General features: G+C 47.1%; 21 protein-coding genes. 19 read left to right on the top strand and 2 right to left on the bottom strand.

All coding sequences use genetic code 11. The annotated features are described in order from the left end of the window. Positions 1-20 precede the first annotated feature (20 nt). The 13 genes from mmgD (at position 21) to ACUN27_RS19200 (ending at position 14,267) form a co-directional block, all read left to right on the top strand. Entirely contained in the window at positions 21-1,130 is a 1,110-nt protein-coding gene (mmgD, locus tag ACUN27_RS19260; RefSeq protein WP_315950184.1) for a citrate synthase, read from the top strand. A 39-nt stretch (positions 1,131-1,169) separates the two neighbouring features. Further along, the gene (locus ACUN27_RS19255; RefSeq protein WP_445559437.1) at positions 1,170-2,618 is read left to right on the top strand and encodes a bifunctional 2-methylcitrate dehydratase/aconitate hydratase; all 1,449 of its coding nucleotides are present in this window, start codon (positions 1,170-1,172) and stop codon (positions 2,616-2,618) included. Between the two features lie 50 nt (positions 2,619-2,668). After that, on the top strand, positions 2,669-3,577 hold the full coding sequence (gene prpB, locus ACUN27_RS19250) for a methylisocitrate lyase (protein ID WP_315950188.1): 909 nt from the start codon (positions 2,669-2,671) through the stop codon (positions 3,575-3,577). Between the two features lie 70 nt (positions 3,578-3,647). Next, on the top strand, positions 3,648-6,890 hold the full coding sequence (icmF, locus tag ACUN27_RS19245; protein ID WP_445559435.1) for a fused isobutyryl-CoA mutase/GTPase IcmF: 3,243 nt from the start codon (positions 3,648-3,650) through the stop codon (positions 6,888-6,890). A gap of 23 nt (positions 6,891-6,913) precedes the next feature. After that, positions 6,914-7,924 carry a thiamine pyrophosphate-dependent dehydrogenase E1 component subunit alpha gene (locus ACUN27_RS19240; protein WP_315950190.1) on the top strand — a complete coding sequence of 337 codons (1,011 nt, stop codon included), beginning with the start codon at positions 6,914-6,916 and terminating at the stop codon, positions 7,922-7,924. Position 7,925: 1 nt separating this feature from the next. Beyond that, entirely contained in the window at positions 7,926-8,906 is a 981-nt protein-coding gene (locus tag ACUN27_RS19235; protein WP_315950413.1) for an alpha-ketoacid dehydrogenase subunit beta, read from the top strand. A gap of 12 nt (positions 8,907-8,918) precedes the next feature. Continuing rightward, on the top strand, positions 8,919-9,650 hold the full coding sequence (locus ACUN27_RS19230; RefSeq protein WP_315950191.1) for a dihydrolipoamide acetyltransferase family protein: 732 nt from the start codon (positions 8,919-8,921) through the stop codon (positions 9,648-9,650). A gap of 27 nt (positions 9,651-9,677) precedes the next feature. Then, complete coding sequence (locus ACUN27_RS19225) at positions 9,678-10,856, top strand: acetyl-CoA C-acetyltransferase (RefSeq protein WP_445559434.1); 1,179 nt, start codon at positions 9,678-9,680, stop codon at positions 10,854-10,856. Between the two features lie 22 nt (positions 10,857-10,878). Continuing rightward, positions 10,879-11,733 (top strand): 3-hydroxybutyryl-CoA dehydrogenase, encoded by an 855-nt coding sequence (locus ACUN27_RS19220; protein WP_326061423.1) that lies wholly within the window; start codon positions 10,879-10,881, stop codon positions 11,731-11,733. 162 nt (positions 11,734-11,895) lie between these two features. Then, positions 11,896-12,246: a VOC family protein gene (locus ACUN27_RS19215; RefSeq protein WP_315950197.1), complete on the top strand. Its 351-nt coding sequence runs from the start codon at positions 11,896-11,898 to the stop codon at positions 12,244-12,246. 168 nt (positions 12,247-12,414) lie between these two features. Then, positions 12,415-13,479 (top strand): rod shape-determining protein, encoded by a 1,065-nt coding sequence (locus ACUN27_RS19210; protein ID WP_315950199.1) that lies wholly within the window; start codon positions 12,415-12,417, stop codon positions 13,477-13,479. Between the two features lie 14 nt (positions 13,480-13,493). After that, a complete protein-coding gene (locus ACUN27_RS19205; protein WP_315950201.1) occupies positions 13,494-13,883 on the top strand; it encodes a hypothetical protein in 390 nt (129 codons plus the stop codon). Positions 13,884-14,006: 123 nt separating this feature from the next. Then, positions 14,007-14,267 carry a hypothetical protein gene (locus ACUN27_RS19200; protein WP_315950203.1) on the top strand — a complete coding sequence of 87 codons (261 nt, stop codon included), beginning with the start codon at positions 14,007-14,009 and terminating at the stop codon, positions 14,265-14,267. Positions 14,268-14,347: 80 nt separating this feature from the next. Here the strand turns inward: ACUN27_RS19200 and ACUN27_RS19195 are convergent, their stop codons facing one another. Then, a complete protein-coding gene (locus ACUN27_RS19195) occupies positions 14,348-15,190 on the bottom strand; it encodes an alpha/beta hydrolase (RefSeq protein ID WP_445559433.1) in 843 nt (280 codons plus the stop codon). 176 nt (positions 15,191-15,366) lie between these two features. On the opposite strand from ACUN27_RS19195, the gene ACUN27_RS19190 reads away from it, so the two are divergent. After that, entirely contained in the window at positions 15,367-16,134 is a 768-nt protein-coding gene (locus ACUN27_RS19190) for a glucose 1-dehydrogenase (protein ID WP_445559432.1), read from the top strand. A gap of 53 nt (positions 16,135-16,187) precedes the next feature. On the opposite strand, the gene ACUN27_RS19185 is transcribed toward ACUN27_RS19190, so the two are convergent. Further along, positions 16,188-16,580 (bottom strand): PaaI family thioesterase, encoded by a 393-nt coding sequence (locus tag ACUN27_RS19185; RefSeq protein WP_315950415.1) that lies wholly within the window; start codon positions 16,578-16,580, stop codon positions 16,188-16,190. Between the two features lie 204 nt (positions 16,581-16,784). Here ACUN27_RS19185 and ACUN27_RS19180 point away from each other — a divergent pair, with 204 nt between their 5' ends. The 5 genes from ACUN27_RS19180 to ACUN27_RS19160 all read left to right on the top strand — a co-directional run bounded on the left by ACUN27_RS19180 (position 16,785) and on the right by ACUN27_RS19160 (position 22,320). Continuing rightward, positions 16,785-16,925, top strand: a complete 141-nt coding sequence (locus ACUN27_RS19180) for a hypothetical protein (protein ID WP_326061418.1) — start codon at positions 16,785-16,787, stop codon at positions 16,923-16,925. A gap of 144 nt (positions 16,926-17,069) precedes the next feature. Further along, positions 17,070-18,872 (top strand): sensor histidine kinase, encoded by a 1,803-nt coding sequence (locus tag ACUN27_RS19175; RefSeq protein WP_315950209.1) that lies wholly within the window; start codon positions 17,070-17,072, stop codon positions 18,870-18,872. Then, positions 18,865-20,472, top strand: coding sequence for a response regulator (locus tag ACUN27_RS19170; RefSeq protein WP_315950211.1), 1,608 nt, complete (start codon positions 18,865-18,867; stop codon positions 20,470-20,472). Before ACUN27_RS19175 ends, ACUN27_RS19170 begins: the two co-directional genes overlap by 8 nt. Positions 20,473-20,558: 86 nt before the next feature. Beyond that, positions 20,559-21,476, top strand: a complete 918-nt coding sequence (locus ACUN27_RS19165; protein ID WP_315950212.1) for a carbohydrate ABC transporter permease — start codon at positions 20,559-20,561, stop codon at positions 21,474-21,476. Positions 21,477-21,480: 4 nt separating this feature from the next. Beyond that, complete coding sequence (locus ACUN27_RS19160; RefSeq protein WP_315950214.1) at positions 21,481-22,320, top strand: carbohydrate ABC transporter permease; 840 nt, start codon at positions 21,481-21,483, stop codon at positions 22,318-22,320. The last annotated feature ends 49 nt before the right edge of the window (positions 22,321-22,369 follow it).

Raw genomic sequence — 22,369 nt, 5'->3', positions numbered from 1 at the left:
AGAGAAAGGGGAGCGATGAGATGAGTAACAGCTATCACCCTGGACTGGAGAACGTTATTGCTAGTGAAACGGGAATTTCATATCTGGATGTCGAGAAAGAAGAAATTGTTGTTCGCGGATATGACCTCATCGAGCTTGCGCAACAGGTTACCTATCTGGATGTTGCAGGGCTATTGCTTGAGGGAGTGCTGCCTAATGAAAATGAACGATCATCGTTCGAAGAAAGAATTAAAGATGAATATGGATTGACATCGAACATTTGTTCTATCCTTCGTTTACTGCCAGAGCAAGCTAACCTTATGGATGTGCTGAGAACGGGGATTTCAGCTTTGGCCAGCTACGATGACGAGCTTGAAGATCGTTCTAAGGAGGCAAATACGCGAAAAGCGATCAGGTTGCTGGCAAAGGTGCCGCAAATTGTAGCAAATGGCTATCAAGCCAAGACCAAACAAACGTTCGTAGAACCTCGAAAAGACTTATCCTATTCTGCTAATTTTTTGTACATGATAACGGGTCAAGTACCTTCAAAGATGGAAGAGGATATTTTCGACCAATCTCTGATCGTCTACAGTGAGCATGAAATGCCGAATTCGACATTCGCGGCAAGGGTAATTGCTTCGACACAGTCCGACCTGTACGGCGCGCTAACCGGAGCAGTTGCCTCATTGAAAGGAACGCTGCACGGCGGCGCTAATGAAGCTGTCATGGAGATGCTGCTTGAGGCAGGTTCGGAAGGCAACTTGGAAACGCTCATGTTAAGCAAATTAGCTCGGAAGGAACGCATTATGGGTTTCGGTCATCGGGTTTATATGAAAAAAGCCGATCCGCGCGCGTTGTTGATGAAAGATGCGTTAGCTGCGCTTTCGTTAGAGAAAAATCAACCTGAGCTGTACACGATGTGTGTGGTTGGTGAAGAAGTCATGAAACGCGAGAAGAATCTTCATCCGAACTTGGACTATTATGCAGCTCCTGTTTATTATTTGCTCGGCATTCCGATTGAATTGTTCACTCCGGTATTTCTCGCTGCCCGTACGATTGGCGTCAGCAGCCATGTAATGGAGCAGCACGCAAATAATCGGCTATTCCGGCCTCGTGTCCTATACACAGGACCTCGTAACTTACATCCTTGAGGGCTGGAAATTCATTTGCCAGAAAGGACGACAGTGTAAATGAGCGGATTCGAGAACTCGGCCGATAAGGAGATGACTTTTGACCCGTTAATTGAAGAAATAGCCGACTATACACTAAACGCGCATATTGAAAGCGAAGAAGCGTATCGCATTGCGCAGCATGTGCTGTTGGATTCCCTAGGAACCGGCTTGCTGGCGCTGCGTTTTCCGGAATGTGCGAAACATCTGGGCCCGATTGTGCCGGGAGCGAGTTTGCCTGGAGGCGCCCGAGTTCCGGGTACACGGTACGAATTGGACCCGGTGCATGCGGCATTCAATATCGGGTGCATGATCCGATGGCTCGACTATAATGACACGTGGTTGGCGGCTGAATGGGGGCATCCATCCGATAATCTAGGCTGTATCGTGGCGCTTGCCGACTATATTAGCCGCAGCAGGGTAGCAGAGGGCAAAATGCCGCTCTACGTGAAGGATATTCTTACGATGTCGATTAAGGCGCATGAGATTCAAGGCGTGCTGGCCTTAGAAAATAGTTTAAATCGTGTGGGATTAGACCATGTTCATCTTGTAAAAATAGCGTCAACGGCCGTAGCGACTGCCATGCTTGGCGGAACGAAGGCGGAGGTGTGCAGCGCGCTCTCGAATGCCTGGATTGATGGAGCCAGCTTAAGAACTTACAGGCATGCGCCTAATACTGGCTCGCGCAAGTCCTGGGCTGCAGGGGATGCGACTAGTCGCGCGGTGCGTCTGGCCTTAATGGCTGTCGGCGGTGAGATGGGGTATGCAACCGCGCTTTCGGCCAAAACATGGGGTTTCCAAGATGTGTTGTTCCGAGGCAAGGAGCTGACTTTAGGGCGAGAGCTGGGTTCCTATGTAATGGAAAATATTTTATTCAAAATATCATTTCCTGCCGAATTTCATGCGCAGACAGCTGTGGAATGCGCGCTAGAGCTGCATCCCTTGGTAAATGAGCGTATAGGGGAAATTAAGTCTATCACGCTTACCACCCATCAATCCGCCATCCGGATCATTGATAAAAAAGGACCTTTGTTTAACCCGGCGGATCGGGATCATTGCTTGCAGTACATGGTTGCCATCGGGCTGCTGTACGGAACACTGACGGCTGAGCATTATGAAGAAAGCATCGCAAAAGACCCGCGTATTGATGCTCTTAGGGCGAAGATGATCGTCACGGAAGAGGAGCAGTACAGTAAGGATTATCTGGACCCGGACAAACGCTCGATTGCGAATGCGGTGCAAATTCATTTTCAGGATGGCACCTCAACCGAGAAAGTCGTCTGTGAATACCCAATCGGTCATCGCAGGCGGCGAACAGAAGGTCTGCCTAAGGTGATAGAGAAATTCGAGACGAACCTTGTGACCCGCTTCCCTAGGAGAAAATCATACGACATTTTGGACCTTACGCTTGACTATGAGCGTTTCATTCAGACGCCATGTCAGGATTTCCTATCGCTTTTTGTTATTTGACCGATGGTATGCACAAAAAAACAGGAAACATGATCATGCAGGAGGTTCCTATGGCATGGCTCATTGAAGAAGAACCTGAGCAATGGGAGTTAGCCGCTCGTTTTCGTCAACTCGTCGAAGCGGGTCCCATTGTCAAAATCCCCGGCGCTCACGATGGAATGGCAGCTCTTATTGCCAAACAAGCTCGGTTTGAAGCCATCTATCTTTCTGGCGCCGCTTATACAGCCAGCAGAGGGCTGCCTGATTTGGGCCTCATCTACTCTAACGAGGTGGCGGAGCGCGCTCGTGAACTGGTTCGCGCGTCAGGTCTCCCGCTGTTGGTTGACATCGACACCGGCTTTGGAAGTGTTCTGAATGCAGCACGAACAGCGAAGGAGATGGTGGAAGCCAAAGTTGCAGCAGTGCAACTGGAAGATCAAGAAATGCCTAAGAAATGCGGCCATTTAAACGGGAAAAAGCTGGTTTCCCCTGAGGAGATGATGCAAAAAATTCAAACGATCAAGACCGTTTCCCCATCTTTATACCTTATTGCCCGAACGGACGCCAAAAGTGTAGAGGGAATGGACGCGGCGATCGCTCGAGCGAAACAGTATGTAGCTGCAGGTGCAGATGCGATTTTCCCGGAGGCGCTGGAGAAAGAAGAGGAATTTCTCAGATTCAGCCAAGAATTGACCTGTCCCTTGCTGGCAAATATGACGGAGTTCGGAAGAACGCCTTATTTTACGGCGCAGCAGTTCGAAAGCTGGGGATTTCGCATGGTGATTTATCCGGTGACTTCGCTGCGTGTAGCGGCCAAGGCGATGGAGCGGGTGTTTGAGGAAATCCAGACGACGGGAACACAAAAAGAATTTCTAGACCACATGCAAACACGCAGCGAGCTGTACGATACGATTCGTTACTTTGAATATGAAGCGCTGGATGGGAAAATTGCCAAAACCATTTTGCCCGAGAAGGGCTAGGCCTCACTGATATCCTAATGTCGGTGGGGTTTTTGTGCACATCCGTCATCCGAGGAGAGGAGGTTCAGCGGTGTCATCAGGGAATCATAAAGTGCGATTCATCACTGCTTCCGCTTTGTTCGACGGCCATGATGTGTCCATAACGATTATGCGGAGGATTCTGCAAGCTAGCGGAGCGGAAGTGATTCATCTTGGGCATAACCGGTCGGTTCAGGAGATTGTGCAGGCAGCGATTCAGGAGGATGTTCAAGGCATTGCCGTTTCCTCTTATCAAGGTGGTCATGTCGAATTTTTTTCTTATATGATCGATTTGCTGCGTGAAAAAGGCGCCTCCAGCATAAAAGTTTTTGGTGGAGGGGGCGGCGTCATCCTGCCGTCGGAGATCAAAAGGCTGCAAGCGTATGGCGTTACCCGCCTTTTTTCACCTGACGATGGCAGGGAGCTAGGGCTTCAAGGGATGATTTCCTACATGATGAAGGAGTGCGATTTCTGTACGGTTGCTACCGATAGGAATAGAGCTAACGGTACTGAATCAGCGAAAGATCACAGATCTCTGGCGCAGCGTATAACAATGGCAGAACTCTCATGTGATAACACAGCGGACAAATCGCCTGAACATAACTCGCCGACACAGGTGCCGGCATGCCCGATTGTCGGCATTACTGGCACAGGAGGAGCGGGGAAAAGCTCCTTAACGGACGAAATCGTCCAGCGTTTCCTGCGGCAATATCCAGATAAGACGATAGCGATTCTATCGGTTGATCCAACTAAACAGCGAAGCGGGGGAGCTTTGCTTGGCGATCGGATACGCATGAATGCTGTTCATTCCGATCGCGTGTATATGCGCAGTATGGCTACACGCGGATCGGGCAACGAATTATCCGCAGCGCTTAGCCCGGCAATCGCTGTTCTGCAGCAAGCGGGCTTTGATCTGATCCTTGTCGAAACAAGCGGAATTGGTCAAGGCGATCACCAGATCACAAAACTGGCGGATGTCTCCCTCTATGTCATGACTAGCGAATTCGGCGCGCCTTCGCAATTAGAGAAGATCGATATGCTCGACTACGCAGATTTGGTGGCGATTAACAAATTTGATCGACGAGGGTCCGAAGATGCTCTTCGGGATGTGAAGAAGCAGGTGCAGCGAAATCACGGCAGATTCTCTGAGCCTTATGAATCGATGCCTGTCTATGGCACGATGGCTAGTCAATTTAACGACGTTGGCGTGGATACGTTATTTAAAGCGATCATTCAGACGTTGAACCGCAAGTGCTCTTTGCAATGGCCGATTGATGGATTCGGCTCGGCAGCACATGCGAAAACACATGTCATTATTCCGGTGGATCGTACGCGATATCTCGGTGAAATCGCACAGTGCATCCGGTCCTATCATGCTTTTGCGGAAAAGGAAGCGGAACTGGCGAGTGTCTGCTACCGGCTCGAAGGAGCTATCGCTGCCACTAGGCAAGCGCAAGTTGCAGCGCATGCTCAGGAGGAAAGTTTAGCTTCCCTTCATGCGCTTAAGCTGAATTGTGAGAATCAAATGCACAAAGATACGCTCCGCATGCTTGAACAGTGGCCTGAACGTCAGAAACAGTATAGCGGCAAGACGTTCATTACGCGTGTTCGGGAGAAGGAAATCGTGACGGAACTTACCACGACAAGCTTATCAGGAATGGATATTCCGAAGATCAGCTTGCCGAAATATAGAGATTCTGGCGACATTATTCGATGGCTGTACCGTGAAAATGTGCCGGGAGATTTCCCTTATACCGCAGGAGTGTTTCCTTTTAAGCGTACCGCCGAGGACCCCAAACGTCAGTTCGCAGGTGAGGGCACACCGGAACGAACGAATCTGAGATTCCATTATTTGTCCAAAAATGATCAAGCAAAACGTCTCAGCACAGCTTTTGACTCTGTCACCTTGTACGGGGAAGATCCCGATGAACGTCAGGATATCTATGGAAAAATAGGCGAAAGCGGCGTTAGCATCTGTACGTTGGATGATATGAAAAAGCTCTACGCCGGTTTTGATCTATGTGATCCAATGACATCTGTTTCCATGACAATTAATGGGCCTGCGCCGATCATTTTGGCAATGTATATGAATACAGCGATGGACGATCAGATAGAGCGTTTCGTTCAGAAATGTGGAAGAGAGCCAACCATAGATGAGGCGTCCGAAATTCGCTGGACAACGCTGAAATCGGTTAGAGGAACGGTGCAAGCGGATATTTTGAAGGAGGATCAGGGACAGAACACCTGTATTTTTTCTACGGAATTCGCGCTGCGAATGATGGGCGATATTCAGCAGTATTTTATCGATCAGGAAGTACGTAATTATTATTCGGTTTCTATCTCGGGTTATCATATCGCAGAGGCTGGGGCGAACCCGATTTCTCAGCTCGCTTTTACGTTGGCCAATGGATTTACATATGTGGAATATTATTTGTCCCGTGGGATGTCGATTGATGACTTTGCGCCGAATCTTTCTTTCTTTTTCAGCAATGGGTTAGATCCGGAATATACCGTCATCGGGCGGGTAGCGCGCCGCATATGGGCAACGGCAATGAAAATGAAGTATGGCGGGAACGATCGCAGCCAGAAGCTGAAATATCATATACAAACCTCAGGGCGTTCTTTACATGCGCAGGAAATGGATTTTAATGACATTCGAACGACCCTTCAAGCCTTGATGGCGCTGCTGGATAACTGCAATTCGCTGCATACGAATTCTTATGATGAGGCTGTAACGACGCCAACGGAGGAGTCGGTTCGCCGAGCGATGGCCATTCAGTTAATCATTACGAAAGAGCTTGGTTTTATTAAAAACGAAAACATGCTTCAGGGCTCTTTTATCATTGAGGAATTGACGGATCTGGTCGAGGAGGCTGTCTTGCAAGAACTGGAACGCATTAGTGATCGTGGCGGTGTGCTCGGTGCCATGGAGACTCAGTATCAAAGGGGTAAAATTCAGAATGAATCGATGCTCTATGAGATGAAAAAACATCAAGGAGACTTGCCGATCATTGGCGTCAATACATTCTTGAATCCTAATCCACCTGAGGGGGACATGGATATTCCGCTTGCGAGGGCATCAACAGCCGAAAAAAACCAACAAATTACCCATCTTCGGGAATTTCTTGATCGAAATCAACAAGCAGCTCCAGCGGCTTTGCAGAAACTTCAGGGGGTGGCGCTCTCAGGCGGAAATATTTTCGCGGAATTAATGGAAACTGTCAAAGTTGCGAGTCTTGGGCAAATTACACGTGCGCTTTATCAAGTCGGCGGGCAGTATCGCAGAAACATGTAATGAACAGAAGAGGAGGAATGGCGATGTCTTCTCAGCACATGCTCAAGCATCAACAGCTGGGTTTAACGGACGATGACGTGCTGAAGATGTATGCTTACATGCTGAAAGCGAGAAAATTCGATGAACGCGCTACCCTGCTGCAAAGATCAGGCAAAACGGCCTTTCACATTTCCAGCTTCGGTCAAGAAGCGGCACAGGTGGCGGCTGCATTCGCTTTAGATAAACAGCAGGATTATTTCCTTCCCTATTACAGAGATTATGCTTTTGTGCTCACAATCGGCATGACGGTCCAGGAACTGCTGTTGGCGGCGCTGTTCAAAGCGGAGGATATTAACGGGGGCCGGCAGATGCCAGGGCATTTCGGTTATAAAAAGCACCATATCGTATCCGGCTCAAGTCCCGTAGCGACGCAAGTTCTGCATGCGGTTGGCATTGCGCTCACAGCTCTGATGAGGAAGGAAGAACATGTGGCATTCGTAACTTTTGGAGAAGGCTCGAGTAATCAAGGTGATGTGCATGAGGCTTTCAATTTCGCCGGCGTATTCAAGCTGCCTGTGATTTTCCTATGCGAAAACAATCAATATGCGATTTCTATTCCAGCCCATCGGCAGGTTGCCGGTCGTGTCGTTGATCGTGCAGCAGGGTATGGTTTTCCAGGTCAACGAGTTGACGGCAATGATGCTCTGGAAGTTTATCGTGCGGTAAAAGAAGCCAGAGAGCGTGCCGTTCGTGGCTATGGTCCCACATTAATTGAAGCAATGATGTATCGAATTCCTCCTCATTCCACCGCCGACGACGATATGCTCTATCGAACGAAGGAAGAAGTGGATTACCACAAAGATCAGGAAGGCGTTCAACGGTTCCGGCGTTATTTAATGGAAAGTGACGTACTTAGTGAGGATTTGGATCGCGCCTTGCAAGAGAATATTGCCAAAGAAGTGAATGAAGCCACAAAATACGCTGAAAAATCACCATTTCCGGCTCCGGAGGATGTACTTCGGCATGTGTACGCGGAAGATGGGGGTGATGTTTGAGATGCCGATCATAACCTACTTGGAAGCTATTCGTTCAGCGATGTCGGAGGAAATGCAGCGGGATGATAACGTTTTTGTATTAGGTGAAGATATCGGAAAAGGGGGTGTCCTGAACGCCACGAAAGGCATGCGCGATAAATTCGGCGAGCTGCGGGTGCTCGATACGCCGCTTTCTGAATCAGCCATCGTAGGCGTCGCAATTGGGGCGGCGATGGTCGGTATGAGGCCGATTGCAGAAATTCAATTTGCCGATTTCATATTTCCAGCAGCCAATCAAATCATTAGCGAAGCTGCCAAGATTCGTTATCGCTCCAATAATGACTGGCATTGCCCGATTGTCATTCGTGCACCTTACGGCGCCACAGGCGGCGGGGGGTTGTATCATTCACAATGTCCCGAATCGGTGTTTTTTGGGACGCCGGGCCTCAAAATTGTCGCTCCGTCCACAGCTTATGACGCCAAGGGATTATTGAAAGCAGCAATTCGTGACGACGATCCGGTTCTCTTTTTCGAGCATAAAAAATGTTATCTCTCCGTATCGGACGAAGTTCCCGCGGATGATTATACCGTCCCCATCGGTAAAGCAATAACCCGACGTGAAGGTACGGATATTACGGTCATTGCTTACGGTTTATCCGTTCAATATGCCATGAAAGCAGCGGCTGAACTGGAGTTAGAGGGCATCGGTACAGAGCTTCTTGATCTGCGAACACTGCATCCTCTTGACAAACCGGCTATTTTTGAAGCTGCAGCGAAAACAGGAAAAGTTCTAATTGTCCACGAGGATAACAAAACTGGTGGTATTGGTGCAGAGATATCGGCTATGTTGGCTGAACACCTCTTGTATGAGCTGGATGCTCCCATCATGCGTTGCGCACCGCCCGACGTTCCCCCAGTCGGGATGGCGCCGACGCTGGAGAAATATTACCTGCCGAGTGTAGATACCGTGAAGGATGCGATGCGCCAGTTAGCGGAATTGTAGAGGAGGGTAGCTATGTCGCAAAACGAGGAATCAGGTGCAACCCTCTCAGGCGATCAACTGCTTGCTATCAGCCCGATGCGACAAGCAATTGCTTCCCGCATGCAGCAAAGTGTCACCGAAATTCCCCATGCCTGGCTGATGATCGAAGTTGATGTTACTAATCTCGTCAACTTGCGGCAAAAGCTGAAGGAAACCTTCTTGTTGAAAGAAGGCTTGCCGCTTACAATCTCACCTTTTGTAATCAAAGGGATTGTGAATGCTTTAAAGGAGTTCCCGCTAATCAACGCATCATGGACCCCGGAAGGTATTGCTGTCAAAAGACATATTCATGTTTCCGTCGCAGTTGGCTCTGAGGACGCTGTGATTACGCCTGTCCTCCATCATGCGGACCGCAAATCCATAGCTGGCTTGGCGTTTGAGCTGTTTGATTTACTCAAGCGGGCAAAGGCGGGCACTTTACGAATGGCGGATATGCAAGGCGGTACGTTTACTTTTCATAATACCGGAACCATTGGGTCGATGCTTTCTTATCCCATTATTCAGCAACCGCAAGCGGCTAATCTTACCTTTGAGAATATTGTTCGGAAACCCGTTGTGATTCAAGAAATGATTGCCATCCGATCCATGGTCTCAATCTGCCTTTCGTTTGATCACCGTATTCTCGATGGGATGATTTGCGGTCGATTTTTGCAGCGCGTCAAGTATTATTTAGAAAAATATGATATGGAAACTATGATCTACTGAGGCTTTTCACCTTAGGAGGATTAATGCATGAAGGAAAGTGTCATTGTTGGAGGTGCCCGCACACCTTTTGGGAAAATTGGCGGCGGCTTAAAGGATGTCTCGGCAGTCGAACTTGGCGGTACTGCAATTCGGGAGGCGATGCAGCGTTCTTCTCTTGAGCCGTCTGTGATTGAGGCTGTCATTATGGGCATGGTCCTGCAAGGGGGAGCAGGGCAAAATCCCGCGCGTCAGGCTGCGCGTTTGGCGGGTCTAGAGTGGCGTGTAACGGCAGAAACGATCAATAAGGTATGCGCATCGGGTCTGCGAAGTGTCACACTTGCTGATCAAATGATCCGTTCCGGCGATGCCGAATGCATGATTGCCGGTGGAATGGAGAGCATGAGCAGTGCCCCATTCTTGCTGCCAAGCACCCGCTGGGGGGCGCGGATGGGGAATCAGACGACCATTGACTTAATGATTCACGATGGTTTGCTCTGCCCATTTGAACATGTCCAAATGTTCGTTCATGGCAGCGATGTAGCCAGAGAATTCGGCTTAAGTCGTGAGCGGCAGGACGAATGGGCTCTTCGCAGTCATGTTTTGGCGATTGAGGCGAGGAGAAAAGGTTACTCAGCGGAAGAAATTGTGCCTATTGTTGTGCAATCAAAGCATGGAACAAAGCTGGTCGATGAAGACGAAGGTCCGCGAACGGATACAAGTTTGGAGAAACTTGCTGCGTTGCCGGCACTGGTGAAAGGCGGAACGATCACGGCGGGAAACGCCCCTGGCGTTAACGACGGGGCGGCGGCGATGGTCGTGATGTCAAAGGAGAAGGCAGCAGCTCACGGTGTGACCCCGCTTGCCACGATTGTCGGGTCGGCGAATGTTGGCGAGAAGGCGCCGTACATTGCGACAACGCCTGCGTTAGCGATTCAGAAGCTGTTGCGGCAAACAGGCATCACGCTGGATCAAATCAGCCGGTTTGAAGTGAACGAAGCCTTCGCTGCGGTCTTGCTGACCAGTGAACAAATGCTTGGATGGAATCCGGAACTTGTTAACGTGGGAGGGGGGGCCATCGCGCTCGGCCATCCTATTGGAGCAAGCGGTGCACGGATTCTGCTCACCTTAATCCATGAGCTACGAAGAAGCGGTGGCGGATACGGAATTGCCGCAATTTGCAGCGGGGCTGCGCAAGGTGATGCCATTCTCATTCGGGTGGATGGATGAAGAGGTTGGAGGGAGCGGGACGATGAACATACAGACCATCATGGTCATTGGCGCTGGACAAATGGGGAGCGGGATCGCACAGGTGGCTGCTGCTGCAGGCTTCCGGGTGCTGCTGCACGACTCATCCTCGGAATTTCTGAACAGGGGCATGCAGGCGATCAACAAACAGTTAAGCCGAAATGTTGAAAAAGGCAAACTGACCCCGGAAGGCATGGCGGAGATTGTTAGCCGCATACAACCAACTGAGTTTGTAGAGCACGCGGAGCAAGCAGATTTCGTTATCGAAGCCATATCTGAAAATATGGCGTTGAAGGTCTTGCTGTTCCATAGGCTGGATAGTCTTTGTCCGCCTCATACGATTTTGGCGACGAATACGTCATCACTTCCTATTTCGGAAATTGCAGCTGTTACGGGACGTCCGGAACAAATTATCGGGATGCATTTTATGAATCCAGTGCCGGTCATGCCTCTCGTAGAAGTGATTCGAGGGTTGGAGACATCGCAGGAAGTGTTCGAGGTTGTTTACGGGCTGAGTCAGCGAATGGGAAAAACACCCGTTGAAGTGAACGATTTCCCCGGCTTTGTTTCTAACCGGATCTTGATGCCGATGATTAATGAAGCCATTTTCACCGTATATGAAGGTGTAGCCTCTATTGAATCCGTGGATAAAGTGATGAAACTCGGCATGAATCATCCGATGGGACCGCTGGAGCTCGCGGATTTCATTGGACTAGATACGTGTCTTTCGATCATGGAAATTCTCTATGATGGTTTTAAAGATTCCAAGTATCGGCCTTGTCCACTGCTGCGTAAATATGTGAAAGCGGGGAGATTAGGGCGTAAATCGGGGCAGGGATTTTACTCTTACCAAGAATGAATGGTGGAGAGAAGTGTGCGTTGGGTAGGAACTACAGGGCGTTATTTGCGCTGAACTAGAGTGTTTTAACCCTGTAGTTCCTGTTGCGTTATTTAGTGTTTACACGGGAACAAATGTTTGGTATTATGTGGATATTAATTCCAAATTAAGGGGATGAGTGAAATGGGACGAGTTGTCTTATTTGAAATGAATAGTCAAGATCCTGAGCGTGCGGCGAATTTCTATTCTACTGTTTTTGGTTGGGAAATCGGCGCATCCAATTGGGGTTACCTTCCAGTGACAACAGGAAATGAGGACAAGCCTGGCATTCATGGCGGAATTTCTAAGGGACCAAGCGATTATCCTCATGGTATTAGAATTCAAATTCAAGTTGATAACATAGATGAAGCTATACATAACTCTGTAGAAATGGGAGCTCAAGTTGTTAGAGAGAAGATGGAATTTGATAACTTCTATCTTGCTTATTTAGTTGATCCTGTAGGAAATGGAATCGGTTTGATTCAGAATAAGTAGGATGGATCTGACGTTTTGTTTGTTTTGGGAATGACTGGTGTTTATTGGCATACCCCCGTAGAATGGCTTGGCAATGCGAACAAGTATACAGATGCAGTTAGTCATAATCATTTTAAATAAACACGCTACTAGGGGCATCGTCTAATAAACAGCGAGAAGGAGCGAGTCATGTTAAAGAGATTGGAAGAACTGTTTGGTGTAGATTTGGGCACCTGTAATACGCTAATTTACCAGCAAAAAAAAGGTATTGTTCTGCAAGAGCCGTCCGTAGTCGCCATTCAAACAGATACAGGGGAAATCAAAGCTATTGGCCAAGAAGCCTATGATATGATTGGGAGAACTCCAGCTAATGTGGAAGTCATTTATCCGTTAAAAGATGGCGTCATTGCTAATTTTGATATGACCTTAGCGATGCTTAAATATTTTATTGGCAAAATTAGAAAAGGATACAATTGGTTCCGGAGCTTTCACGTTTTGATTTCCGTGCCATGCGGTATTACGAATGTGCAAAAGCGGGCCGTTGAAGAGATGATCGTTCATAAAGGAGCGAGGCGGTCAACAACGGTAGAAGAGCCGCTGGCCGCAGCGATGGGAGCAGGACTTCCTGTCGAAGAACCCATAGGCAGCATGGTCCTTGATATTGGCGGAGGAACGAGCCAAGTTGCGATTATCTCACTTGGCGGCATTGTTGTAAGTGAGGCAATTCGCCGTGGAGGCATGTCGATTGATCAGGATATTATTGAATATGTGAAACGTGCCTACAATATGGTTATTGGTGAGCGAACGGCAGAGGAAATCAAGAAGAACGTCGCAACGGTCGTGAAACCTGTGAAGGAAATCACGATGGACATTCGGGGGCGTGACTTGATGGAAGGTTTGCCACGTAGCATTACGATCTCTTCGACGGAGATTTATGAGATTTTTGATGATTTTATGATTTCAATTGTGGAGTGCATACGGCTTGCCATGGAGAAATGCCCTCCAGAGCTCGCTGGCGACGTTATGGAGCAAGGCATTCTGCTTTGCGGTGGCGGCGCTTTACTGGAAGGACTGGACAAGCGTCTACAACAAGAATTAGGTGTACCTGTGTATCTAGCGGAACATCCGATGGCATGTATTGCTCAAGGGACGGGGAAAATGCTAAACTTCAATGGGGCGATAATTGAACGATCTGCCAAACGGATGACAAAGTCTGACAAGTTGATGACAGAGAATCAAGAGAGCGTCCAATAAAGGAGGCTTAACCATTGAAGTTTAGAGCGGTATCTGAGCAAACAAAAATGAATTATATGATGTGGAGTATTAGAAAAGAGATTGTCAAAGAAAATGCGTATTTGAATTCTCTACCCTATGATCCCTCACCCATTATGGAGATCGTCAAACAACACCTGGATGCATGGGATCCTATCGGACTGCTGGACATGCATGGTCTTGAAGACGAATATGAAGGTGAAGCGCGAACGCTAACAATTTATATAACGAAACAAGTTTCAGATTTAGATGCGCACAGCTTTAGCCAAGCCATCAATCAGCTATTTCGCACTTCATTCGGCGAAGAGTATCAACACCAGGATACTTCGGTTGAAATTGCATCTGCAATCCTTCAATCTCTCCGATCCAATTCAATTTTAGCGTAAGGCTTGAAGCAAGTTAGGCACCAAGGTTGGTGCCTTTTTTGTGTTAAGAGGGACTTGCCATGGTTGCATTAACAAGCATTTTATAAGAGAATAGAGCGAGGTATAGAGAAATGGGGTGTCATCGTGAGCGAAATGCTGAACAAATATTGTGCCAAGTTATTTGGCAAAACGGGTTTTATCATTGAAATTGGCGTCATCAAAAAAGTAACGAACCGGACCATCCACGTGGATTGGGGAACGAAGACGTGGATCTATCAGAATAAAGATTTTAAATGGATCCCGTTAGACAAAGAAGAATTTGAACAAAGATATAAGAAACCTAAATTCTCTGAAGGGGCGCTTAACCGTGCGGCTGAATTGGGTTTGAAAATAACTTATAACTAACAGGCAGGCAATATAAATCGAAATGACTTGAATTCCTACGGGGAACTTCAAGTCATTTTTATATGTGCTAGTTTTTAAAATCAAGCTTTATTAGCTCGAACGGCTTGCAGCCACTCGCCTACAATAGATAGAGCTTCTTCCGATTTCACGATCCTGTCATGGTTATGGCCAACTAGAACGCGGACTTTGGCAGGTGTATATTTGTTGTACAAAGGTTCATAGGCGTGGGCATTAAAGACTTCATCTTCTTCACCAACGAGGACGAAAGTAGACGCGTTTAATTGGCGCAAATAGTTCTCATATTGATTATCTAACATGCGGGATACAGCCAATCGATAGCTTAGCTGGCAAGTTTCAGTGCCATGCAGTTTATCCTGAGGCGTGAGTCGTCGATAAACAACGGTATGGTTAAACTTGGTAATGCCAATTGCATTGAGTCCCATCAACAACGTATATTTCGGAATGCTTACTGTAGATTCATTATTGTTGCCGTCTTTGCGAGCAAGTGGAGAATTGGGACTAAGAGCAGAAGAAATAAGCAAATAGGCATGAATATTCGCGTGAATCGGGCGAATTGTTTGCCTCAGAGCCGTAGCTCCACCTGCAGAATGACCGCCAAAGATGATAGTTGCATCCGGATAACAACTTTGGATGTGGTGAATTAAATCTTCGATGTCATCGTCCAGCTGTCCGATATAATCGATGTCGCCTCGGCGAAGCGGATTTTCTCCATAACCGCGTAAATCGGGTAAGAGGACAGTTGCCAAATGTTGTTCGGACATGTATGTACCAAACTCACGTAAATAGAGGCTGGGTTCTGTAATGCCATGCAAAAAAATGAGCACAATATCGGAAGGTCCTTTGAAATGCCGGTAAGGCAGTTTAGCGCCATCTCGGGCAGTAAACGTTTTATAATCAGTCATATAGCTTGTCATATTTGAGCAGCACTCCAGATGAAGGATTTAATTGGTCAAGGAAGTAATTCCATGTGACATGCTCTACTTCCTTCTCTTGCAATTCCATTGCATAGGCGATTACACATGTTTGATCAAATCCGTTATAGTAAAATAATGAAAAATAAATAGATGAGGTGACGATTATGCGAAAAGTAGCAGCAATCACAGGTGGTGGGCATGGCATTGGACGTGCGATCGCTCTTGCCTTTGCTCAAGCAGGGTTCAGTGTTTCCATAGCGGATATTCATGAAGATGCCGGTTTGGAGACGGTAAAACTCTTGGATTCCTATACAGAACATGTCGTTTTCACGAAGGTTGATGTTTCGAAGGAAGACGAAGTTAGGCAGTGGATGGAGCGCACGGTCTCTGACTTAGGCGGGATTGACGTTCTTGTTAATAATGCAGGGATTATGCATAACGCGGACGTGTTTGATCTCACGAGTGAACAGTTCTTACGGGTCATCTCCGTGAATTTAGGCGGAGCTTTCCTATGTTCGCAAGCCGCGGCACGTGTGATGAAGGCGAAAGGGCAAGGCGGCGCCATCATCAATATCTCGTCAACACGGGCGTATATGTCAGAGCCTAACACAGAGGCCTACTCGGCTTCAAAAGGCGGCATCTCAGCACTGACGCATGCGATGGCTATAAGCTTGGGCGAATATGGCATTCGTGTCAACGCCATTTCACCCGGATGGATTGAGGTTCGGGATTGGCACTATCCGGCTGTCGAAGGCAGCATTGTTCATTCCGAAGTGGATAAAAAACAACATCCGGTAGGCAGAGTAGGCAAACCAGAAGATATTGCCGCTGCTTGTCTCTACCTGGCCGATGAGAAAGCCGGTTTCATTACGGGTCAGAATCTAACCATCGACGGCGGTATGACGGTTAAAATGATTTATGCAGAGGAGTAAGCTTACATAACGATGTATAAACAGCCCTAGACACATTGTCTGGGCTGTTTTCGTCATTTTTTATCTATAATTGCGACGGTACAGCGTGAAATACAAATCAGTTGACTCTTCTCATCGGAGATGCGAATATCCCAAACCATCGTTTTCCGGCCTTTGTGTATAGGTGTGGCAACTGCTGTTACAATGCCATCTCGTTTGCTTTTAAGGTGATTCGCATTAATTTCTAACCCAACCGCCGCATACTTTTCTTTATCGACGATATTAATCTCTGAGGCAATGGAAGCGGCTGTTTCCGCCAATAGAACCGAGGCTCCGCCATGCAGGATACCGGCAGGCTGATGGGTGCTAGGTCCGACCGGCATGGACATGACAACTCGATCAGGCGCCAATTCCACGAAGTCGATGCCAAGCGATTGAATAGCTGTATGCAAACTTCGTTCTTTCATAAAGGTGATAAATTGGTCTTTATCCATTCCATACGACCGGTAAATTTGTTCTGCTACAATCATTAGCCATATCTCCTTTCAGAGTTCTTACTTTCTAGTATACGTGTCGTGATGCAGCCAGTAGAAGGAAAACTTTCTATGGTGAAAGGATAACAATTCCCGGATAGGAAATTCTAATTGCAACAACACGAAGGGGTTGGCAGCATGCAGATTGAAAATGAGATGTGGATGCAATTTCAAGCGGATGAACAGGCGGAAAACGCCGAAACCAATCATGAATATGATTTAATTCGAGCATATGCGGATCAGTTAAATGGAGAAGTTGAAGTGGGTGAAGAGGAATAAAGTCAGCAAATAAAGGGATGAAATGCCGCAGTCAATGTGGCATTTTTTTTATTTACAATGTTTTTAGCAGTTGACAAAAAGCTGCCCGAAGGCGTTATATGGAATGTAATTATAGATGCCACAACGAGCTAGAGGGGGCCGTACATGTTCTACTCGCTAAAAAACCGATTGATCGTTTTTTTCGTCGTCTTGTTGTTCGTCTCGTTCGGGACGATGTCGTACTTGTTTTTTACGGAGTCACGATCCATTATACGGTCCTATATCGAATCGTCCGCTTTCGAAAAAATGGACGAATACGGGTCATTCGTCAACATGGCGTTGGTTCAGATCTACGATGTTTCATCCATTGTTTTTAACAGTTCGACGGTGAAAAACTGGGACAATACCCTGTCAGATCCTGCATTGCCGGCAGGTGAAAAAATGCTGGCAAACATTAATCTCAGCCAGTTTCTAACCCAAACCACTAATAATTATTCGATTGTTTCGTCGGTGACGGTGTATCGGCAGGAGGGCTTGTGGATCACGGCGGACAATCAAATGATGAACGATTCGTCGTTCAAGAAGGAAGCTTGGTACGATCGTTTTAAAACGAGAGGCATTCAATGGGTGTCTGCTCATAAAGATCCGATTGAACTGAATCGTTCGAAAACGTTTGACGTACTCAGTTTATTGCTCCCAATCGGCACATTCGAGCCCTTGCAATCCAGAAATATGATGAAGATTAATGTCAGCTCTCAATTTTTCCTTGAGCCTTTAAGTCGGATTCATTTAGGTGAAAAAGGTACGATTTTCCTGCTGGATGGTCAAGGGGAATCCGTTCTCGGACAGCACGAATACGACTCTCACCCCGAGGCTGCCAAACAAATGGAAACAATTCGCAACAGCACGCAGCAGAACGGTGTTATTTATCTGGAGAATGAAGCTGGCGCTAAGGATATTATGGTTTATAAAAAGCTGAAGCTTAACAATTGGCTGTTGGTTGGCATTGTCCCTGAAGTTGATTTGTACGGCAAGTTGTACAAGCTGCGCACAAGTCTCCTGATCTTCGGTTCCTTGCTGCTGGTAGGGGCAATTATTGCGGCAATTTGGCTTTCGCATGGTATTTCGAAACCGCTCTCACGGCTGGCATCCGGCATGCGTTATGTTCAGATGGGCGATTTTGACGGCGCTGAGAATCGAATCCCTGAGGGCGAAAAGGTGCGCAATGAAGTCAGTTATGTCACGGCAACGTTTCGAAACATGGTCAGTCGGCTCCGGTATCATATCAAAACGGAATTTGAGCTAAAGCTGTTGAAGCAGCAGGCGGAATATAAAGCTTTGCTGATGCAAATTAATCCGCATTTTTTATTTAATACGCTCGAATTATTAAGCAGTTTGGCTATGCAGCATCGTACACAGGATACCGTGAAGGTCATAGAAGCGTTGGGGAAAATGATGCGTTTTTCCTTGAAAATCAGCAACGATTTAACGCCACTTGAAGAGGAACTGAAATATGTCCGCCATTATGCTTCCATTTTACAAATTCGTTTTGCCGATAGACTGCATCTCTCAATGGAAGAAGAGGAGTCGCTTCGTCAATGTGTTATTCCTAAGTTTATTTTGCAACCGCTGATTGAAAACGCTGTAAAATACAGCTTTAAAGAGCAGGCTGAAGCGAAAGTAGTTGTTAGAGTACAACGTGAAGATCAGCGCTTAATTCTCACCGTTGCTGATAACGGCACGGGAATATCGTTGGACCTATACCAGCAGCTGCGCGCTGAGTCTTTGACTTCTCATTTTGACCATATTTTGAAAACAAGGTCGGAGCAAATCGGTTTGCGCAATGTTTTGGCCAGATGCCAACTCTACTACGGCAATTTGTTCGAGTTCGAAATTACGCCGGGTGAGTTGGCAGGCACAAGTATCTCACTGAGTTTACCTATTCAAGGAGGGAGCCTAGATGTATAAAGTGCTTATTGTCGATGATGAACCGGAAATCCGCCTTGGCTTGAAGCTTAAGGTTGACTGGGAACGCTTAGGCTTGAACATTGCAGGTGAGGCAGGCAACGGAGCTGAAGCCATGGAGTGGCTGACACAGCATCCTGCTGATGTGGTCATCACGGATATGAATATGCCCGTCATGAACGGAGTGTCCTTTTTGGAAGCTTGCTACGAACAGTATCCCGCCTTGCGGTTGATTGTTATTACAGGTTATGAGGATTTTCATTATGCCAAAGCGGCGATTCGCAATCAAGCAAGGAATTATTTGCTCAAGCCTGTGACCCAAGATGAACTAACTGAAACGCTGGTCAAAATTATTCAGGAGCTGGATGGATTAAGGAATGAACGTGACCAACAAGCCATGATGCAGTGGCGGCTCTCGCAATATTACAAGGAAATGAAAGAACATTTTCTTGTTCATCTTGTCAAAGAAGAGGTGGAACGGGAGTCCGTACTGCGGGAAAGAGCCAAGTGGTTTCAACTGGATGCATGGGAAAGCCGACAAGTGCGTTTCGTTACTGCAGGTTTAATAGAGCGCCACACGATGCAGCAGGAACGTTCACCTGACAAATTGCGATTGCCTTTCGAAATGCTCTGCAGAGAAGCGGCAGACAATTCAAAGGGTCTGTATCATGTGTTTCGCGATGCGAATTATGCGGGATTGATGCATTTCGTTACCGCCACTGAGGAAGGAGAATTGGGAACTTTCGTTCAAAACTTACGTCAAGCCGTAACCGATCATTTGGGATTCGAGCCTGCGATTGGTATAGGTCAGGCGGTGACTGGCCTAAGACAATGGAAGGATGGTTATTTATCTGCATTATTGGCTTGGAATTTGAAAGGGAATCATGGTTCGAATGTCATTCAGCAGCATGGCGCCATGGAGGTCGTTCTTTCGGAGGAAACGACGAAGGTGCTGCAGCGCTATGTGACGCGAGGCGATTTGGTCGCGTTTGAGCAAGCGGTTTACAAAGAGCTGAGTGCCTCTTTTACCGCTTCGCAAGCTCGCTTTGTGAAACTTATTTTTCAGTTATATCTGATGCTGGATACGATGGCCTTTACGGCCGGCATTGCCTTAGAGAGCAGTGAACAACTGTGGCTTCGTCCTGAGCAGGTATGGGGTTTTGATACGGCAGCCAAGGCTCAGCAATTTCTGAATAAACTGGCTGTGAAAATCATGGGAGGGCCGGAAAAAGACTCTCTGGATGCCGATCATTCCATGATTCAGGCTGCCAAGCAATTTATTCAAGACAATTATATGTATGATCTGAATTTAACCATGTTAGCCGAACGTTTTAATTATAATTCCTCCTATTTCTCCGAGATGTTCAAAGCCAAAGTCGGCAAAACGTTTATTCAATACATTACGGATGTGCGGATGGGGAAAGCTGTACAGCTGCTAGAGGAGACGATGCTCAGTCTGTGGGATATTGCAGAGCTGACGGGCTTTTCGAATGCGAGTTATTTTAGTTCGAAATTTAAGCGGATGTACGGGATTTCGCCATCCGATTATCGAGTGCGCCTCAAATCACCTGAAAAATTTGATAATCAAGTACCGAAGAAATAGCATTCAAAGGAGCGCCGTAAATCCTTATGATGATCCTAATGGGGGCACATCGCCACCCGAAACGATCACGAAGGAGGAGGGCGCTCATGTCATCTCTACGAAAATCCGCCCTTTCGAGGCAAAATCGTACGGCTTATTTATTTTTATTGCCATGGCTGGTCGGATTCTTCTGTTTAACCTTAGGACCAATGGTGGGTTCGCTGTATCTGTCGTTCACGAAATTCAATTTACTGAACAGGCCCAGGTGGCTAGGACTGGACAATTATGTACAAATCTTTAAGGAAGACGACTCCTTTCTGCATTCGATGGGACTAACGTTCCAATATGCCTTGCTGTCCGTGCCTCTTCGATTGATATTTGCCTTATTGGTGGCAATGGCGCTGAATAAAGGAATTCGAGCGCTAGGCGTTTACCGCACCGTCTACTATATCCCTTCTCTGCTTGGGGGAAGCGTTGCGATTGCCATCGTATGGCGTAAAATATTCGATGGAGATGGATTGTTCAACCAATTTTTGAGCTTGTTTGGCATAGAGGGGCCGGCTTGGGTAGCACATCCGGATTATATCTTATCCACGATCATTACTCTGTCGGTGTGGCAGTTTGGATCTGCGATGGTTATCTTTTTGGCAGGACTGAAGCAAGTGCCTGCAGATCTGTATGAAGCCTCGCAAGTGGATGGTGCAGGAAAGATCAGGCAGTTTTTTCAGATCACACTGCCGCTGTTGTCGCCAGTTATCTTTTTTAACCTCGTCATGAGCATTATTAACTCTTTCCAGGTGTTTACACCTGGTTATGTGATCGGTGACGGGCGTGGAGGCCCGGTTAACTCAACCCTATTTTATACACTGTATCTGTATTTAAAAGGATTTGCGTTCTTCGATATGGGGTATGCGTCTGCGCTTGCGTGGATCATGGTAGTTGTGATTGGCGTATTAACGGCCGTTGTGTTCCTGACCTCAAAGTATTGGGTATTTTACGGCGATGGCAAGGATGAAAGGGGATGATGCAATGACTGTGAACAGGAACTATACAAAATTACTTAAACATTTGTTGATTATCGCTTTTGGCTTGCTGATGCTGTATCCCGTCTTGTGGCTGCTCAGCGCGTCGTTTAAACCGAATCAGCTCATATTCTCAAATACAAGCCTTTGGCCATCAACATTTACATTCGATAATTATATTAACGGCTGGAAAGGGCTGCAGGGAACGACGTTCGGCCGGTTTTTCCTGAATTCCGCGCAAATTTCGGTACTTTCAGTTCTTGGAAACATCATTACGTGCTCATTCGCTGCTTATGCTTTTGCCCGTTTGGAATTCAGATTCAAAAAGCTTTGGTTCAGTCTTATGCTGGTGACGATCATGCTGCCTTACCATGTCACTTTAGTCCCGCAGTACATTATTTATAACAAATTTGAGTGGATTAACACGTACCTGCCGCTGATCGTACCCAAATGGCTGGCTCATGATTCTTTCTTCATCCTGCTTATGGTGCAGTTCATCCGAGGTATTCCGAAAGAGCTGGATGAGAGTGCAACGATTGACGGATGTGGACAAGGTCAAATCTATTTTCGGATTATGATGCCGCTGCTGGTGCCGGCATTAATTACAACTGCCATTTTCACCTTTATCTGGACGTGGGACGACTTCTTCTCGCAAATGATTTATTTGAACAACATCAAATTGTTCACTGTTCAACTTGGGATCCGCTCTTTGTTTGATCCTTCCGGGGAATCAGATTGGGGTGCGCTGCTGGCGATGTCTGTGCTTTCACTGGTACCGATCATGACGATTTTCCTATCTTTCCAGAAATATTTCTTGGAAGGCATTGCGACTACGGGTTTGAAATAACCCGAAAAATTGAGTAGTCAACACCCGAAGAAATGACATTCTATGTCCA

This window comes from Paenibacillus sp. WC2504 (assembly GCF_052682475.1).
This window is presented reverse-complemented; position numbering and strand designations above follow the sequence as displayed.